14 protein-coding genes are annotated in these 18536 nt (G+C 58.1%); 4 read left to right on the plus strand and 10 right to left on the minus strand.

The window, feature by feature from the left end; all coding sequences use genetic code 11:
• Window positions 1-90: 90 nt before the first annotated feature.
• Window positions 91-1878 carry an adenylate/guanylate cyclase domain-containing protein gene (locus tag HFO71_RS33800; protein ID WP_168284561.1) on the minus strand — a complete coding sequence of 596 codons (1788 nt, stop codon included), beginning with the start codon at window positions 1876-1878 and terminating at the stop codon, window positions 91-93.
• A 146-nt stretch (window positions 1879-2024) separates the two neighbouring features.
• Entirely contained in the window at window positions 2025-4343 is a 2319-nt protein-coding gene (locus tag HFO71_RS33805; RefSeq protein WP_221989027.1) for a membrane-bound PQQ-dependent dehydrogenase, glucose/quinate/shikimate family, read from the minus strand.
• A gap of 252 nt (window positions 4344-4595) precedes the next feature.
• On the opposite strand from HFO71_RS33805, the gene HFO71_RS33810 reads away from it, so the two are divergent.
• Both HFO71_RS33810 and HFO71_RS33815 read left to right on the plus strand, forming a co-directional pair.
• Complete coding sequence (locus HFO71_RS33810; protein WP_245007074.1) at window positions 4596-5705, plus strand: acyltransferase family protein; 1110 nt, start codon at window positions 4596-4598, stop codon at window positions 5703-5705.
• Between the two features lie 593 nt (window positions 5706-6298).
• Entirely contained in the window at window positions 6299-6595 is a 297-nt protein-coding gene (locus tag HFO71_RS33815; protein WP_077979165.1) for a hypothetical protein, read from the plus strand.
• 152 nt (window positions 6596-6747) lie between these two features.
• Here the strand turns inward: HFO71_RS33815 and HFO71_RS33820 are convergent, their stop codons facing one another.
• On the minus strand, window positions 6748-7404 hold the full coding sequence (locus HFO71_RS33820) for a sugar transferase (protein WP_131642811.1): 657 nt from the start codon (window positions 7402-7404) through the stop codon (window positions 6748-6750).
• 452 nt (window positions 7405-7856) lie between these two features.
• Between HFO71_RS33820 and HFO71_RS33825 the strand changes: the two genes are divergently transcribed.
• The gene (locus HFO71_RS33825) at window positions 7857-8606 is read left to right on the plus strand and encodes a Crp/Fnr family transcriptional regulator (protein WP_132613909.1); all 750 of its coding nucleotides are present in this window, start codon (window positions 7857-7859) and stop codon (window positions 8604-8606) included.
• Window positions 8607-8783: 177 nt separating this feature from the next.
• Here HFO71_RS33825 and HFO71_RS33830 read toward each other — a convergent pair whose 3' ends face one another.
• Together HFO71_RS33830 and HFO71_RS33835 are read right to left on the minus strand one after the other, a co-directional pair.
• Complete coding sequence (locus HFO71_RS33830) at window positions 8784-9806, minus strand: glycosyltransferase family 2 protein (protein ID WP_025395766.1); 1023 nt, start codon at window positions 9804-9806, stop codon at window positions 8784-8786.
• Window positions 9807-9939: 133 nt separating this feature from the next.
• Window positions 9940-10851 carry a glycosyltransferase family 8 protein gene (locus tag HFO71_RS33835; protein WP_132613907.1) on the minus strand — a complete coding sequence of 304 codons (912 nt, stop codon included), beginning with the start codon at window positions 10849-10851 and terminating at the stop codon, window positions 9940-9942.
• A 308-nt stretch (window positions 10852-11159) separates the two neighbouring features.
• Here HFO71_RS33835 and HFO71_RS33840 point away from each other — a divergent pair, with 308 nt between their 5' ends.
• Window positions 11160-11459 (plus strand): hypothetical protein, encoded by a 300-nt coding sequence (locus HFO71_RS33840; protein ID WP_077979160.1) that lies wholly within the window; start codon window positions 11160-11162, stop codon window positions 11457-11459.
• 185 nt (window positions 11460-11644) lie between these two features.
• Here the strand turns inward: HFO71_RS33840 and HFO71_RS33845 are convergent, their stop codons facing one another.
• The 5 genes from HFO71_RS33845 to HFO71_RS33865 all read right to left on the minus strand — a co-directional run bounded on the left by HFO71_RS33845 (window position 11645) and on the right by HFO71_RS33865 (window position 18217).
• Window positions 11645-13111, minus strand: coding sequence for a hypothetical protein (locus HFO71_RS33845; RefSeq protein WP_077979159.1), 1467 nt, complete (start codon window positions 13109-13111; stop codon window positions 11645-11647).
• Window positions 13112-13225: 114 nt separating this feature from the next.
• On the minus strand, window positions 13226-14611 hold the full coding sequence (locus HFO71_RS33850; protein WP_131642808.1) for a polysaccharide biosynthesis/export family protein: 1386 nt from the start codon (window positions 14609-14611) through the stop codon (window positions 13226-13228).
• A gap of 6 nt (window positions 14612-14617) precedes the next feature.
• A complete protein-coding gene (locus HFO71_RS33855; RefSeq protein ID WP_170269710.1) occupies window positions 14618-15637 on the minus strand; it encodes a glycosyltransferase family 2 protein in 1020 nt (339 codons plus the stop codon).
• A complete protein-coding gene (locus HFO71_RS33860; protein ID WP_077979156.1) occupies window positions 15634-17397 on the minus strand; it encodes a GumC family protein in 1764 nt (587 codons plus the stop codon). Before HFO71_RS33860 ends, HFO71_RS33855 begins: the two co-directional genes overlap by 4 nt.
• A 118-nt stretch (window positions 17398-17515) precedes the next feature.
• Window positions 17516-18217 carry a sugar transferase gene (locus HFO71_RS33865; RefSeq protein WP_168257751.1) on the minus strand — a complete coding sequence of 234 codons (702 nt, stop codon included), beginning with the start codon at window positions 18215-18217 and terminating at the stop codon, window positions 17516-17518.
• Between the last annotated feature and the right edge of the window lie 319 nt (window positions 18218-18536).

Here is an 18536-nt window from a genome sequence, read left to right on the forward strand (position 1 = left end):
GCTCCGTGGAGAGGGCGCAATCTGGAAGGCTGCTCGCACGTCCGCCCATAGAACGAGCAGCCCGCGATATCGGGTCGACAGCAGTTTCCTTCAGCATTGACCAAGATTCGGACCTGTAAGTCCTGCCTTACGGAGTCCTTCTACACGGCGGTTAAAGTCCTCGGGGTTTCGAAATGGAAGGATCCGCCGGCGGCGCTCGACAGAAAAATCAGGATTGATCCGGAGTGCCTTCTCCCAGGCCTGACGGCTCTCCTCCGACCGACCGAGGTGGCCGTAACATGAGGCAAGCAGGGCGTAGGCGGTCTCCGATTGGGAGTTTTGTTGGAGCCGCTGCTCGATGGCTGCAATCGCTTGTTCATACTCGCCGAGAGAAAAGTACGCATCGGCGCGAAATTGGAAGAGAATTTCCGGATGGTGCGGGTCGAGCCGCATCGATGCATCGAGTGTTTCCAGGGAGCCGGCGGGATCGCCGGAGAATATCTGGATATGGGCCAGCAGTAGCAGAAGCTCGGCGGAGTTGGGCTGCAGCGCGAGGCCCTGCTGCACTTCTGCCCGCGCCCGGTCCAGTTCCCGGTTCCACATGCAAGCCATGCCCAGTGCAAAGTGGCCGTTGGGCTGTTCCTCGGCAATCTCCACGGCCTGCTGCGCGAGATCCATCCCGATCCGCAGCGAGCCTTCCGGATCGTTGCTCCAGGCGTTGACGTAGTCGAGTACGTGGGTGAAGGAGATGAGTGCTTGGGCGGCCGCATATTGCGGATCGATTGCGAGGGCGTCGGCCGCCAGGCTGCGGGCCGCTCTGTTTCCGGTTCGGGTATGAGCCGACGCCTGCTCGCGGCCACGCAATAACAACTCGTAAGCGTCGACGTCGAGTGCGCGTCCTTTGGCCAATCGATCCTGGTCGCCATGCGTGAGGTTCAGTCTGAGCGCGGCCACGATCTCCTGCGTGAGCTCATCCTGAACCGCGAAAATGTCGGTGAGGTCGCGATCAAACCGGCTGGCCCAGATATGTCCGCCATTGCTGGCGTCGATCAATTGGGCGGTGACACGCACGCGGTTGCCGGCCTTGCGCACGCTGCCCTCGAGGACATAGCGGACGCCGAGCGCCTTGGCCATCTCAGGCACTGAGGCTATTACATTCTTGTAGACGAAGGATGAGTTGCGGGCGATCACGTGCAACTCGGACAGCTTCGAGAGGTCGGTGATGATGTCCTCGCTGATACCGTCGGAGAAGTATTCCTGTTCGGCGTCGCCGCTCATGTTGTTGAACGCCAATACGGCGATGGACGGCTTGTCGGGAACGGCCGGAACTGACGGCATTTCGATTGCGGGCCGCACCTGTCGTGCCGCGGTCGGCTGCGGAGTTCCGATCTGAAGCGAATAGACCTGCATCGGTTCAGCAATATTCTTGAGCTCAATTTTGCCGAGATCGGTCACGGCAAGATCGAGCCGCGATTTCACCTGGCGGTAGGCGTCTTCGGAAAGACAGATGGCACCGGGCTTGGCAATTCCCTCCAACCGCGCAGCGATATTGACGCCGTCGCCCATCAAGTCGCCGTCGTTCTCCTCGACCACATCTCCCAGATGGATCCCGACCCGGAACTCGATGCGATGTTCAGGCGACACGCCGATATTGCGCTCAACCATGGCAGTCTGCACTTCGATCGCGCAGCGCACGGCGTCCACGACGCTGCGAAACTCGATGAGGCTTCCGTCACCGGTACGCTTGACGACCCGGCCATTGTGCACGGCAATGGTCGGATCGACCAGGTCGCTGCGCAACGTTCTCAGCCGCGCCAGGATGCGATCCTCGTCCGCACCGGCGAGGCGGCTGTAGCCGACCACATCCGCGACCAGGATCGCCGCCAGTTTTCGCGTCACGCTCGTAAGTCCCAATTCCTCGTCGGATCAAAATAACACAGTGTGATCGGCAACGCCGCCAAATCCGATTGCGTGCGCTAAGAAGCGGTCCGTGGGGGGGTGCTTGGACTTGAAGATGGTCGGTGAAGCCTAAGCGATATCCGCGGCTAAGCTCCGTCTTTCAGAGAGAAGGCAAGGACGTAGTCGCCGACATCCTTCGAATAGGGTGCGCCGCCAACCGATATCAGGACATATTGCTTGCCTGTTTTCGGCGAGACGTAGGTCATGGGCGTCGCGCTCGAGCCGACCGGCAGTGGGTATTTCCAGAGCTCGGTACCGTTCTCGGCGTCATAGGCACGGATATAATAGTCCTGGAAGCCGGCGAAGAAGACGACGCCGCCGGCGGTCGCCGAGGTGCCGGCATAGCTCGGCAGCCCCATCGGCATAGGCAGCTTGGTTTTGATCTTGAACGGCCCAAGTTCTTCGGCTGTGCCGGCCGGAACCTGCCACGCGATCTTGCGCGTCTTCAGATCGACTGCAGTGACGGTGCCGAAGGGCGGTTGGGTGCAGGGAACGCGGAGCCTCGATGTCCACATCTCGGTGGCCATGGCGTAAGGCGTACCGCGCTGCGGGGCGGAGGGGCCGTGGGCGGTCGTGGTGAGGGCAAAGTCGACATACTCCTCGCGTGGGATGAGTGCGAAGAGACTGGGCACGCGGATATCGTTCATGAAGACCCTGTTGTTGGGCAGATCGACCGATACGCTTCCCCAGTTGAGACCACCCAGATTTCCCGGCTGCTGGATTGCATATTGCGTGCCGATCGGGGTGAAATCGCCGTCATAGCGCATTTTACGGAAAGCGATGCGGCATGCCAACTGATCGAACATCGTCAGGCCCCAGGCCGTCTGCTCCGTCACGCGCTCCGCACCGATTGTCGGCATGCCGACGGAGTAGGGCTGCGTCGGGGAGAGTTTCTCTTCGGGCACGCCGCCTTGCTGCGGCACCGGCTTCTCCTGAACTTCGGCAAGCGGTGTGCCGGTTCGGCGGTCGAGGAGAAAAAGCTGCCCGCGTTTGGTGGTCTGCAGCAGAGCAGGCACGGTGGCGCCATTGCCGTCAGGCAGATCGACCAGGACCGGTTGAGCCGGCAGATCATAGTCCCAGATATCGTGATGGACGGTCTGGAATTTCCATTTCTCTCGACCCGTCGTCACATCGAGTGCCACCAATGTCGCGTTGTATTGATCGGCGAAGGCAGGGCGATTGGCGCCGTAATAATCCGGCGTGGTATTGCCGAGCGGTGCATAGATGAGGCCGAGCTTGTCGTCGAATGCGGCCGTCGTCCACATGTTGGGCGTGGCCCGCGTATAAGTCTGGCCCTCCGGCGGAAGTTTGGTGATCTCCGGGTTGCCGAGATCCCATGCCCATTCGAGCTCGCCGGTGACGACGTTGAACGCACGGATGACGCCAGAGGGTTCGCCGACCTCCTGATTGTCCGTGACCCAGCCTCCGACGACGATCAGGTTGCGGGCAATCAACGGCGCCGATGTCTGGAAATAATAGCCCGTCTTGACTTCGCCCATGCCCTGGGAAAGCTGCACGGTGCCATTGTCTCCGAAGTTCTTGCAGGGCGCGCCAGTCTTGCTGTCGATCGCCAGGAGACGGGCATCGATCGTCGTCTGCACCAGGCGCTCAATGCAAAGCCCATCGGCGGACTGGGCTTCCGTCGGTATCTTGTAGTAACCGAGGCCGCGGCAGCGCTGCCAGTAAGGCGCCGTCGCCTTGGGATCGAACGTCCAGCGGGGTTTGCCGGTATCTGCATCGAGTGCTGCGATCACATCTGTCGGCGTGCAGGTGTAGACGGTATCGCCGATCTGCAGAGGCGTGTTCTGATCGGCGCCATCGCCTTTTCCGGTGCGATATGTCCAGGCGAGATCGAGCTTGGAAACATTGCCGCGGTTGATCTGATCGAATGGGGAATAACGATCTCCTGCCGTGGTGCGGCCATAGGATGTCCAGTCGGAGGGAGAGTTGTCGCCCTTGGCGGTTTTATAGGCGGTGATGTCGGCAGAGGGCTGGATGATCCCATGCGGCACGAAGCTGAGACCGAAACCCGCGACAAAGATGAGAGCGGTCACCAAGGCGCCGCCATAAAAGAGCTTCCGGTTGGCGGCCGGGCAAAGCGACGGTGCAAAGAGAAGGGCAAAGCCCGCCAGCGCGATGGGGGACATCAAGCGGGCAAACAGCGCCCAGAAATTGAGACCCGACTCCCATAGCGCCCAGGGAAGGGTGAAAACGGCGACGAGCAGGACGATGAGCCCGCCTGGCGTCTTCCGGCGCCACAGCAGAAGGGCTGCAACCAGATAGGCCAGCCCGACGATTGCGTAATAGGGCGAGCCGCCAAGGCGCAGCAGCCAGGCGCCGCCTCCGATCAGTGCCAGTCCGATAAGGGCAAGAACAATACAGAACAGGGTGGCCAGAAATTTCATAGTCTCCTCATCCAATCCGCCGCCCGATCACCTGGATTCCAACTCCGACCGTCGCATGGCCCTCGGGAAGCACAGGGCCATGGGTTGATGGTCAGAGACGCGTCTTCGGGAGAGGGCTGCTCTCTCGTTCAATTTTACCTGATGTACCTGTGGTCACTGACACGCGGCCCCGACCCGGCAATGATGCCGCTGCCGCTCTGCGGCAACGGCTTGCCATTCCAAATCGAGTCAATACTTCTGAAAGGGGCACAGATGGTTCTCGGCGAAAAGCTTGATCTAGCGAACGGGCGACCGACAGGATTCGACTATATGCGATTACTGTTAGCCTTTTCAGTGCTTTGGATACACACGGCCCGTGTCACCTATGGCGACGACCTGTTTCTCTGGGAGTCGCCCTTCCGCCCTGTCATCAAGTCAGTTCTGCCCATGTTCTTTGTCCTGAGCGGGTTTCTGGTGGCCGGCAGTCTCGAACGATCGAAGACATTGGTCTCTTTTCTCGGCAATCGATTTATCCGGATCTATCCCGCTCTCGCGGTAGAGGTGTTGCTGGCTGCCTTTATACTCGGAGCGATCTATACAGAGTATGACCTGCGTGACTATTTCACCGATCCTCAATTCTTTACATATCTGATGAATGTCACAGGGCACATTCACTTCAATCTACCCGGGGTATTCCTTGATAATCCTGACGCCGCAATGGTGAACGGGCAGCTCTGGACGGTGCCCTTCGAGCTTGAGTGCTATGCCGTGATCGCCGCGCTCTTCCTGCTCGGCGTGGTCAGGCGGCGGGTGATTGCTCTTATCGCCACGCCGGCGTTGATCATGGCCTTCGGTATTGCAAGATATTGGAAACATGGAAGCGATTGGGCAACTATGCCGACGACCGCGTCCGGCAATCTGCTCATTTGTGCTTTTCTTGTGGGGGTGACCTTCTATCTCTACAAGGACAAGGTTCTTTGGGATATCCGAATTTTCCTCGCCTCTGTGGCAATGATTTTGTGGGCCTACTGGTTCACCCCCTTTGGGGACTTCATTGCCATTCCGGCCATGGGATATGTCACGGTCTTCCTTGGTCTCACCTCGCCCCGCAAGCTCGGCGTCCTGCGTGGGGCCGACTACTCCTACGGCGTCTTCCTCTATGGCTATCCGATCCAACAGGCGTTCGTAGCGCTCGGCCCCTGGGCGCATAACTGGTGGTTGAACGGCATCGTCTGCAGCATTGTTGCCGCTTGCTTTGCCGCCTTCTCGTGGAGATTCATCGAAAAGCCGGCGTTGAAATTGCGGAAACAAGTCACCTGGCTCGAAAACCTCAGTCTCCAACGCAGCGTAAAACGGCAACTGGCCGGCGCGGTCTCGAAATAGGTTTGTCGATATCGGCCTCGAGGCTGGCAATTCCATCGCAGGTGCTCAACCGGCAAGAACATCAGCAGGGCTCGCCATAGCGGCGGCCCTGTTTCGTTGTTGCCTGACCGATCGCCTCAGATAAATATCCGGGTCCATCGTAGGGGCCGAGTGTTCCGTAGGCTGCTGCGCAACCTTGATGCGGTCGATGTCACGCTTGCCGGACGAGCATAAGCCTGTTCGTTGCCAGCGCATATGCGCTCGAGCGTAAGCCTATGGCCCAAATTCATCTTTTCAGGGATATCAATTGAGCGTTCAGTTCGGCGAGAGAACGCGGCAGCTGCATTATCGGCTCCTGTATAAGCCTCAGATACCTAAATCTATCTGACCGCAATATTCAAGGATTTCTTGGGTTTAATCGGTAGAGCGGCCCCGCTGGATGAATAGTCGAATATTCTCCGGCGTTGTTCCGTCGATTTGCTAGGCTGCTGTTAGCAATATTTTAACCACAATAGGTAAAATACTTTGATCGGACTTCGTTTCGACTTTGGGTTTTGTCATGTCATCGAGGGCTGACGGTGACTTGAAGGAGGTGTGAAGAGAGGATCAGAATAATGATGAAGAGCACGCTCGTCGTGGTTGCCGTCTCTATCGCCGCCGGAGCGACCATTCGGGCCTCGGCCTTTGCAATCTTTGCATTTCTGGTGGTCACGGCCTTGGGCGGCGTGATCCTGCTCAAAGGTTCCTCCTTGACGGAGGCGGTCGTTTCTTGCGTCGAAGTGCTTGTATTGATGGAGATATGCTATCTGGTGGGTCTATTCGCTTTCTCCTTGTGGCATATTCAAAAGCGCCGCAAAAAGAACTCCATTACTGAGCGCTCCCATGTTACCGGCAAGCGTCCTCACGGGTAATGATATGACCGAGGCGGCAGAATGCTCGGCTGCGCTATGTCAGGGTGCTAAAGCGCGGCGCGATCTTTTAGGTTCGCTTGGCCCGCGCTTTAGTCTCTGGTTTTGCGCATGTCTCTATCGCAAAACTGCAACACAGTTTTACGCGACATGCTTTAGGAATCGACTTTGGGCAGCAACGCGTGCCGGGAAAGCAGCGCCGACAGCGTTTTTGCCATGATCACGAAATCCAGCCTGAGCGTCCATTTGGATAAATATTCGACGTCGAGGGAAATTCCGTTCCGATAGCTGACGTCGTTGTGCCCGCTGGCTTGCCAATGGCCAGTGAGGCCGGGACGGACGGCCATGTAGGCATAGGCATGTTCACCGTAATGCGGCAGCTCTTCTTTGGTAATGGCGCGAGGCCCGACGAGGCTCATTTGACCCAGCAACACGTTGATCAAATGCGGCAGCTTGTCGAGGCTCGATCGCCTCAAAATATCGCCGACGACCGTAACGTGCGCGTCGGTCGTTGCGTCGGATCCTGTCGTCCGAAACCTGAGGCAACCAAACTCTTTTCCCTTATAACCGATCCTGCGATGAGAATTGAAAACAGGGCCCCAATCACTTAGCGTGACGATGACTGCCGCCGACAGAAGGAGCGGTGACAGAAAGAATAAGAAACTTGCCGCAATGATGATGTCCAATGCGCGCTTCAGAATTCTGCTGATCAGACGGGGTTGTGAGGAATTGAATGGACGCCTTTCCTGTCGAGCCCTGGCGAAATCCCGCCAAGGTCCGGTCGGGTTGATGCCCTGATTTTTTCCCGCCACCCGCGTCTCCGTTAGACGAATTCCAGAAATCACAGCCAAAGCTTTGTTTTAATGCAAGTTTGATGTCTGTGACCGAGGTCATAATCATGAATAAATTCTTTATTCTCTTAAGAAATTCTTGCGAATATTAAAAGCATTACCTTTTCTTTTGACTGTATAGCAGAAATCTATTTAGATTTATTTTAAAATTCGGCGTTGTTGTTATATTTGCCAGATGTATTCTGCAGGCGGGCAATTGTCATAAATTGTATAAAAATCGTCATGCCGCCCCTAAGACTTGTCTGCGATAGAATTCAATATGAATTTTATGCTATATAAATATGAGGATTATTCATAATAATGTATAGTTCGAGCACGAATTTTTTATTTTATTATTGTTTGACTTTCTAATTTAATCTATTAGGAATGTCGCTCCAGATAATAAGTTATTTAGTCTGTGTGGAGTTGTGCGTATGGACGGGGTGATCAGTACCAGGGACAACAGAGCTAGAGGAAACGCGGTGCGAATAAGCGAAGCGGTTACTTGCGGGTCTGCAGCTATTGTTTACGGTGGCCGGGCGGATTTGGATCACGAGTTCCCGTTTTGCCGCTCGAGTGTTCGAAAGTTTCGCCGCGGTGAGATTATTGCCGGCGCCGGCGTCGTCCTCGACGTGTTCGCCCGCGTACAGCGCGGAATGGTAAGCGCAAGCACCCCGCTTGCCGATGGACGAGAGTTCATCGTGGAAATCGTTCCGAAAGGCGGCTTGATCGGCGAATTGGAGGTGCTCCGCAAGCAGTCTCTCAGCCTGGAATATCGGGCCTCGTCGGATTGCGAACTGCATTACTTCGACGGTCGGTTGCTGCGGGACCTGTGTGCGAACGATCCGCAATTTCAGGTGAAGATCCTGTCGAAGGCGCTGGCGCGTGTTTCCGAACTGGAACTGCGGATCATTTCCAATGCCGGATCGAGTCTAAGACAGAGACTGGCCCGTACGCTGCTGCGTCTTTCTGCCCTGTACAGAATGGATGCGCAAAATAACGGCGACGAACTGATCATCTCCCAGCACGAGCTGGCCGCGACACTGCCGGCGTCGCGTGAAAAGGTCAACCAGTGCCTGCGGCGCTTGCGCGAGAGCAAAGTGGTCGACGGGACACAGGGCAAAATCCGCATTCTCAATCGGAAGGCGCTGGAGGCCTATGCCGAGGGGGCCGGTCTCGCCTGAGACGTTGCCGCGATAAAAAACGGAACGGCAGAAAGCCTCGACAGAACCCGCCGTCGGCGGGTTTTTGTTTGATGACAGTGCGAGCTGATAGACAGACGAGGCAGGCTGAAAGATCAGGTTGGCGCTTGTCTTCATGCACGTCGTCCCAAAATCGCTGCGTATTTTGGCACGGCATACTTAGACTTCGCTCTCGGAAGCACTCCTCCAGTATTTCCAGCCCTCACCCTGGATGAGCCCGTGATCGGACAGGTCCTTCCAGCTTCTGTAGGTGCCCGTATCGTCGTAGACGAAGTCATCCATGTCCTTGACTGAGGAGTATACGGTATATTCTTCCGTATGTTGGGACCGGTGTGCCGCATCGGCGACCTTGTGCACGAAGGTCGACAGGAACTTGAAATGCAGAAGGGCGCCGGATACGCCGAGCGCTCCGCGCATGTCGCCCAAATTCAGGGAGAGCGGCCAGACCTGGTGCGATGATTTGAGAAACAGACGTTCACCCGCCACATAGACGAGGGGTATCTTGTTGAGCGCGGGGCCGTCCCAGAGCCGGTCGTGGAAATAGACGCGCCCGCGAACGCCGCCCTTGATCCATATCGTCCAGTTGCGTTTGTCGAAATGCGCCACATAGCCGGAGCGGTCGAAGAGATTGCAGACCTCGAGCGGGTTGCGACCGGGTTCGCATATGTTTTCGAGAACGGGATGCGGGCTGTACATGTCGATCATGACCGAGCGGAGGGAATGGCCGCCCATGGAAGCGATATAGGACGTCAATTGATCAATCGGCCGTGTGTCGCAATGCGGATAGACCAGGAACTCGTCTGCATCGACATACAGGACCCATTTCTCCCGGCAGTGGCGGTTGATGACTTCGTTGATCCAGTCGTTTCCGAACCTCGCCGCCTTGTAGGAACCATGAGCCGAAAGAAGGGAGACATCGTCGAAGCCGGACAGCAACTCGGCCGTGCCGTCGGTCGAGCCGTTGTCGATACAGATGAAGTGCTCGAAGCCGAGATCGCGATAATACTGAAGGAAGAAGGCCAACCGGTGCCCCTCGTCACGGATGACGCAGATGACGACGTGGCGCGCCTGCTTGAGCCCGTTGCGCAGCAGGTCATAGCGAACCTGCCGAGCCTTGAGCGACCGGCGCAGACGGGCTTTCACGTAATGCGAGATACTGACGGCGGAAGCCCGATAACTCATATTCTGTCCTGAAGATTATCCATTCCTGGAATGAATGGATGAATACTTTGCGCTTCCGTCTGCAAATCCACGGCTCGACCGGCGACGCTGAGTTCAGTCACGCGGACATTCAAGTCGGGCCAACAATACATCATCATACGGCGTAGTCGCCAACCAGCAGGCTCTGGACCCTGGGATTGGGTCCTTGTTTCTCAATTGCGTTCTCGATGCGCGCCCGTATAGACCGGTATTTATACAGCATCTTCCGATCGAAGGTTATCCCGCGATACAGCGAGTTGTAAATCGGATGTGCTTTGCGCAGGTCGACGTATACTTGGCTTTCCTTATCGGTCCACGGAAAGAAAGTTCCATGCCATGGCTTCGGATGCGCCATATAGTGGACGATCGACAAGGAGGAGATGTTCACCAGATGAAGGAATTGTTTGGGAAAGTTCCAGCGGTTCGATACCAGGATCAGCGATGAACCGCAGACGTAATTCAATGCACCCTGATCATGTTTGCCCTCGCAGGCCTCGGGATTTCTAGCGAAAAGCTCGAGCGCCTCCTGCCCGATCCAGCCGTTTCGATGGAATTTCAGGACGCCTGCGTTGAAATACTGGCTGTCCCTTCCGGTGTCGAGGAAGTCATGGATCGCCGTGTAATCGCGCGCCGCGAAAAACCTGCCCTCGGGCACAGTGGCACTTTCGAACGCGCCGAGATCGCTAACGATCTGGGTATCCCCATCGAGGTAGATGATCTGGGTATAGTTGGAAGGCAGGATCTCGCAAAGGACCAGCTTGGCCATTGTGCTGACGCTGATGCGTCCTTGGAAATGCGAATTGTCGAGCTTGCCGAGCGAGTCCTGCAGCGCTTCGGTCGCATCGGTCAATATGACCCCACTCCTTGCGAGCAGGGCTTTCAGCTCTTCGAAATTGTCGAGATGTTCCGACATCAGAACGCAGACGTCGGTCGCAGGGGTTGCGAATTTGCGAGCTTGAAGCGCCGAGAGAATGGTCGGAAATGAATACTCGACATCCGTGACGTAGACGACGCACTGGTTGTTCATGTCATCACCTTTCCGATTGGGCGCAATACAAGTGAATCGGTATTGTCTTTGCGAGGCGAGGGACCATTTGTGAATTGAGCCGACGGGTCTGTCATATGAAGGCCCTGTTCGGTATATATAGGCCAGCATCCAGTGCGCTGGTGCTGAATCGGTGTCTGGCTGTCGGCGGTTTTTGTATGTTTCATTGTTGAGATATTCACCATGAAGAGTGCCTTGCCTGTCATAAGGCTATGTTTCGACATGTTGTTTCGCGGTACGGCGATTGGTGCCGGGACCCTTGTCGGAATGCGGAGGGAAGGGGGATTGTCATGTTGATCACCACACTCGGGGCAGCGGTGATTTCGATCGCTGCCGGGGCTTCCATCCGCGCCTGGGCTTTCGCGATTTTTGCAATCCTGGTGGCAATCGGCTTCGGCGGCGTGGCTTTTGCCGGCGGGTCTTCCGTGATCGCGGCCATGCTCTCCGGTATCGCCATCCTCGTGCTCATGGAAATCGGCTATCTGGCAGGCGTGTTCCTGTCGGGGCTTTTGCGGCGCAGTGCCAAGCTGCGCGAAAACAATTCCGTTGCAGATAGCGTCGCGACCACCAGCGAACACCCGCAAGGCTGACGTCGACATAAAGCCTGCAGCATGGCCTTCCGCGACTGACCTCCGACGGCGTTTATTCGATGGACTGCTTTTACAGGCGATCCTTGAAAGATGCGGTGCGGCCGGCCGGCTTCGGCCCAATGCGGGCACGCCGATGGCTCGACGAGATTGCCATCCCGCGCCCTGGCGGAGTTCCAAAGCCGGCGTCATCGTGTTGAAAACATCGGCGCTCTCATCAGAGATGTCGATGCCTCCAGCGGGGTTCGATTAGCGAGCGATCGGGTCGCGCGCCGGGGAGAGGTATTGGTTGCCAGGCAGCCGGCCGCCAGACCTGCCGTGGTGCTGAACAGCAAGCCGAGATCCGTGCCGCTCCCCGAGATCGCCGCGGAGGCGACCTGCGCGATGGATGCCATAACCGCAGCGTTTCCGATCGCTTGCGTCTCCCGATCGCCTGACATGTGCCGGCCGGAGGCCCTTGCAAGGCTGTACAGGAAGGCGGCGAAGAGAAGAGTGCCGGTCAATCCGACATTGGAGAGCAACGCAGCGATAAAACTCGAGGCCCGAACCGTGCCGAGCCCGGCGCCGAAGGTGGCGGTATCGACGAATGCGATCAATGCCAGTGTATTCCAGGCGGTGCGCTCTTCACCGGATTGCGATTGGAGCTTGTCCGACAAGGTGGTGCTCATCAGGCCGGCGATGGAATTCCACGCATCGGGGACAAGGCTGAGTGCGACGATGGCGCAGGGAATCAAAAACAGCGTGATCACCAGGAAAGTCACATGCGGGGTCTTGGCGGGGCCGCCAATCAGTCGTTTCAGGCAAAACAGAACGAACATGCAGACAACGAAAATGCCGGCAATATAAGCGGTTGTCGATGTGCAGAGGACGATCGTCGGGCCGATGAAAAGCGTTGCAAGTCCTGCCATACGGCTTTGGACGCGCTCCAGCCAGAGCAGAAGCGTGAAGGAAAAATAGGCTAATGCGACTGCGCCATAAGTGCTTGCTTCGGGGAACGGGCCGACGATGCGTTTGAAGCCGCTGATCGTCTCGGCCGTATGCATCGTATAGTTCGCGTTTCTGATGACATCGAGCAGGTAGGACTGGTCGGTCAGGAATGTTCCGATATCAATCAATGCCAGGGTAAAACATGCGATCGAGGCGACGATTAACTGCAGTGCGATGAAACGGGCATAGCCGAGCCTGGCAAGCCCCGAGACGACGGCAAAGCAGGCGAGGTCGCCGAGCAGATAGACAGACTGGCTGAGATTGGACGAACCCGGCGACAGGGGAGCGGCCACCGTCGACATCATGCCCGTGGTGTCTCGTGCAGAGGAGTAGACGAGGGTCGCGCCTGCAAAGATGCGCGGCAAAAAGAAAGATGATGCCACGGAAAACAAGATGTAGGCGGCAAACCAGAAACCGGGACCCGGATAGGCCATGCTGGCGAGCGTCGCCTGTGTTTGAGCCGGGCGCAGCAGGGCGGCTACCACGAGAAAAAGCACGAGAAGATGGCTTGGCTGGATGCTGCTGCCGCCGAGCGCGGGCAATTGCAGAGCCGCGGCCGCTCCGAGCAGCGTCGACAGGCAAAGGGTCGTGATCGCAAAACGCGCGCCGTTGACCATGCTGAGCAGGCCAAGCAGCAGAACGATGAAGCCGATTGGTTCTATCGACATGCTTCAGATCCCGAACCGGACGGAGCGGCGGAGGCATCGGGTTTGTCGATCCGCCTTCCGGCGCAATGCCCGAGGCGAAAGCCGCCAGCTGTCGTTCATGGTCACGACCGCCCCCTAATTCGATCCCGTCTGGGATACCCAGCCGGGAACCGCGTGATTGTCGCCTGCTACATCAGACAGCGGGACTGCCGAGCTTTGCTGCTGTGGCGCGGACTGCAGCTGCAGCGGAGGCGACGGCGTCTGGAGATCCGTGTCGATGCCGATTTCGACGACATCATGCGGCCGCAAGCTGGTCGTCTCGTCCGCCTCGATGTTGCGATAGGTGCCATCGTCGTTGCGACGCACGATCCTGTAGTTCTTTTGCGCTCTGCCAAGACCCGGCACGTCCGTATTCATCTGGGCGAGTTGCGCGCTGTAGCCAGCCTGTTCGCCCAGAAGCTGGGCCACCTGGATGTCGATCGCAGCCCTGCCGATCGCGAGATTGACCTGGTTGAGCAGCTCCTGGTTTTCGCTGTTCTGCCGGTTGACGATATTAATCTTCGAGCGATCGGCTTCGCTGAGCCCCTGGCGAGCCGTAGTCAGGGCGACCTCGAGATCGATCAGGGTGCCTTGTGCGTCCGCAACGCCGCGGTCGACCGTGACCTGCCGGGAATTGCTGACCAGACCCTTGCTCACCAGGCTGTTGACATTATCCAGTTCCTTTTGCGCAAGGTCGATCTGCCGCTTTTGCGAATTGATCTTGGCCTCGAGTGATTGGACCTGCTGGCCGTAGAGACGGGCGAGGTCGCTCGCCGCTTCGATCTGGCTTTCGATATCGACGCGTCGCAGCCGCATCAGGTTCAATTCCTGCGCCTTCAGCTTGTCCACATCGGGTGTTCCGGCGAGTTCTGCAGGGATCTCGAAACTCTGTTCGCCGGCGATCTCGGCGCGCAACCGCGCCTGGCGCATCAGAAGATCACGCCGGTTGAGAATGGCCGTTCGGTAGGCGCCGGCAGCCTCGATCCGGTCGCGCTCGAAGACGGTATTCTCTTCGCGCTCCCGAAGGAAGCCGCCGGCGATGCTGACGGCCTTCATGACCGTCATATCGGCCTCAAAAGCATAGCGCCCGGGGGTCTGCACGGTCCCGGTTACGAAGATCGGCGCATGCTGGGCAATTTCCACGGCGATGAACGGCTTTCCCGGCAGTTCCGCCTTTTCGGAGAGCGCGGTGGCGATCGCATCGGAAACCTGCTCCGTCGTCTTGCCGATCGCCTGCACCTGGCCGGCGATCGGAATCGCCAGATTACCGGCATCGTCGACTGTATATGTTCCGCCGAGGGCCTCCCAGCTGGCATACCGGGAATCCGACGATCGCCATTCGACGACACGCAGTCTCACCTGATCTTCCGGCACGAGGGTATAGTTTTCCGCATGCGCGACACTCCAGCCGGTCACGCCGGAGAGTACCAGCAAGGCAAGGGCGATGGAGATGAGGCGACCGGACAAGGATGTGCGCTGCATTGTCTGCTATCTCCGTTTCGTTGCGATCGACGGCGAAGGCATTTCGCGCGGCGCGGGATTGCCGAATTCCAGGATGCGGGACGGAGAGAGGCGGCCGACAAGAAGGTCGGAAAGCGCCAGCAAATTGCCGTTCAAGCGTCCCCATCGGTCGATCAGGCGGTCATTGAATAATAGACCCCGCGTATTCGCCAGGATGTTGCGGCCGATCTGTGCGACAGCACGGCCCTTCGACATCGTGCCCTTCCGGATCAGGTAGACAGGATTGGCAACCTGCGAATAGCCGAGCCTTCGGCCGGGCTGGCGCCCGGATCTGACGCCGAGATGCACGCCGCGAGCGCCTTCGACACGCACGGACCTGCCGTAGCGGGCGATGGACCGGCTGAAATCGACATCTTCGAGCCAGCCGTAGAGCGGTAGCTGTTCATCGAAGGCCAGCGCGTGCTGGAGAACGGGTGAAAGGCGAACCGCCATGTTGCATCCGTAGGCGTTATAGACCTCCGTCACCTGCTCGGCCCCTTCACCGGCTGTTTCAAGAACCTGCAGGGCCTTTGGCATGCTGAGGCCGCCATCGAGGATGCCGTCGGCCAGGACTTCGCCAGTGGCGATCGTCACGTCGGGGTTTGCTGCAAAGACAGCCGCCATCCGCGACAGGAAGGTCGCGGCGGGAATGAAGTCGTCATCCAGGAAGATCAGAATATCCGTGTCGGCGGCGGCCTGGATGATCCTGTTGCGCTGGGAGGTCAGGCCACGGCTGCCGACGATGACTTCCACATCGAGGCGGTCTGCGAGGCCGGCGGCGTCGTCGATCACGGGCACGCAGACGATCAGCCGCTCGGCCTGGTCCGGCAGGGCCGTGAGATAATCGACGGTCTCCTTGAGTATCGAGGGGCGGCCTGCCGAAGCAATCCCCACAGCCAGTCGCAATGGGCGGCGCGCGCGGCCCGCCATGGCTTTAGCGCCGCAAGGAACAGGCGCCGGTCCGATCGGGCTGTCCTGCCTTGTTGCTTCTGCCGAAGGTGAAGTCATGACTCTATTCTTTTCGGTGCATGGTTGATGATCGCGCCGAGGATCTCCGCGCCGACATTCCGCAGGGTCTCGATGACGTGCATGGTGTCGTCGATGGAGGTGTGCCCGTGCGAGGTGACCACGAGGACACCGTCCAGTTCCGGCGCGATCGCATTGACATCCGACGAAGCAGAGAATGCGGAAATGTCGACGAATATGGCGTCGAACTCCTTTTTCAAGTCGGCGAAGCTCAACTGCGTGCGGCGGGAACTGAGGCGAATGGCCGGCGTTACCGCTTCGACTTTGCCGAGGGGTAGGAATTTCAGCGTCGGGGTGAGGGGCAATGCCGCCGTCCGGATCAGTTCGCCATTGTCGAGAACGTCGACGAGGCCTGTGGAACTATGGGGCGCGATCGATTTGCTGAGCGACGATTTCTGCGCAGCCGCATCTATCAGCAGCGTCTGCGCTCCTGATATCGACGAGAGCACCGCAAGTTCGCATGCGATGGTCGATGCCCCGCTGCCGGGATTAACGGCGACGATTCCAATGACGACCCGACGTTTGCGCCGAAGACCAACGACCGTCGCGCTCAGCTCCGCCATGCCTGGAATAGCAGGATAGGCGGCTCCGGTGCCGCTGCTGCCGGTACCGGCGGGGAAACGCGCAGAGTGACCATTGCGGGTCCTCGATGTCGCCAGCAAAGTGACAAAGGGCAGCCCACCGGCTTCCGAGATCTGATGGGGCCGGACGATCCGGCGATCGCCAGCGTGCCTTATCATGGCGAGTGCGAAACCGACGCCAAGACCAACCGCCGCAGCAAAGGCGATGATGAGCGTGCTGCGTGGTCTGGCTTTCGAAAGAGGCAGGGTGGCCCGAGAGACGATCGTGGCATCCGACACCGGGTAGGTGATGCGCTGCCTGGCTTCGGTCAGCTGATTCAAGGTATTTTCATAAAGGGTGCGGCGGGCGTCAGTCGCGCTCTGCAGCTCCGCAAGCTTGAACTGATCGCGCGGATTGCTCGTGAAGCTGGCCAGGGCACTGGCAGCTTCGGCCAGTCCGCGCTGCTGCTCGCTTACGAATCTGGTCAGCCACTCGCTGTATTGCCGGGACGCATTGGCCTTCATTGCGATATTCTTCTGGATATACTGCCTGGCCAGCGTGTCGGCGATGTCGACGGCCTGCTGCGGGGTCGACGCTGCAGCCGATATCTCGATGATCGTCGAACTCCCGATCCGGCGTACTCCCATCATGTTCAGCAGCGTGGCGACCGCCCGATCATGGATCCGCCCGTCCTCGATCTGCTGTTGCGGCTGTCTGTCACGCGGCCCTGCGCCCGCCGCTTCCTGCGATGCCGTATCCGGTTCGGAAGAAGCGCCCATCAACCAGTTCTTTGCCCGATCCTGCAGCGAAGGCGTCTGATCGACAAAGTCAGGGTCGGTATCGAGACCAAGTGCCGTTACCGTTCCACCGACGACATCGCTGGATTTGGCGATCTCCAACTGTCCCTCGATGAACGCGTCTTCCGCGAAAGCCCTCTGTGCTTCGGAGCCGCTGACCTGGGGGACGATCACAAGTTGCGTGTTGGCAACGAACGTCGGTTCGGCGGTCAGCACGTAGCTCCCTGCCATTACGAGGAAAGCGAAAGTCGTCGCCGCAATCCACAGCCAGCGCATTCTGAGAAAGAAGAGCATATCCCGCAAGGTGAGCGGCGAATTCCCACCGGTGGCTGCGGCAGGCAGAGATATCGGAGAAACACCGCTGAAGATCGTGCTTGAGGTCATGTCGTCCTAATCCAAAATGGCGAGCTCACGAAGTAACCAGGTAATGGCAGCTTGGAGCGACGGGGAAGTAGCGTGTCTTCCGACTCCAGGCATGATCGGCGGCTCTTCCCATGAATGCTCAATACGAGCCGCGCTGCGAAAACAGAGCGGGAATGGTCTTGGCAATGATGATGAAGTCCCGGCCGAGCGACCAGTTGTTGAGATAGTGAACGTCGAGGGAAACCCGGTACTCGTAGCTGACATCATTGCGCCCGCTGGTCTGCCAGTGACCGGTCAGGCCCGGGCGGACGGCCATGTAGGCCCATACATGCTCGCCGTAGCGCGGCAATTCCTCGGCCGTGATCGGCCGGGGGCCGACCAGGCTCATGTCGCCACGCACGATATTGATCAGTTGGGGAAGCTCGTCGATGCTCGACCGCCTGAGGATATCACCGACGGCCGTGATCCTCGGATCGTCCTTCAGCTTGCGTGTCTCTTCCCATTCGCTTCGCGCAGCCGGGTTGTTTTGCAGCAATTCGGCAAGCTGAGCACTCGCATCGGTCTTCATCGTGCGAAACTTGAGGCATCCGAACTGCGCTCCGCCGACGCCGATGCGCGTATGGGAATAGAAGACCGGGCCGCGGTCGCTCATCTTCACGATCATTGCGACGATCAACAGAAGTGGGGAAAGCAGGATCAGCGCCGTAACTGCGATGACAAGGTCTAGCGCGCGCTTCGACGATCTGCCTGCCGCACGAGGCCGGGACGAATGGAGATCGCCGCCTTTCGCGGTCCGTCCGACGCGCGACCAAGCCTCGAAACTATGTGCTTCCCATGTCATCGGTGGTCTCCAAAACATTCCGATTAAGAACCGTTCAAAGTTTGCTGCGCCGCACTCTGGTTGTCTGTTACCAAGGTCATAATCCTTAACAAATTCTTTATGCTACTAACGGGCAATCGAGAATTCGGATTACACATTGATGGCCTTGTTTTCATTTAAAATGACAATCTAATCTAATTCGTGGTGATTATCCACTGACGCTTATTTATCAGTTTTGATGTCATCACTTTGATTATTGCCGTTTTTTATTCAGTAAGCCATTTTAATAGGCAGTGAGCTTCGATCTCGTGGCGGGTTTTTGACTTCTTTGAGATTTTTT

The organism is Rhizobium laguerreae (assembly GCF_019778565.1).
Taxonomy (GTDB): domain Bacteria; phylum Pseudomonadota; class Alphaproteobacteria; order Rhizobiales; family Rhizobiaceae; genus Rhizobium; species Rhizobium laguerreae.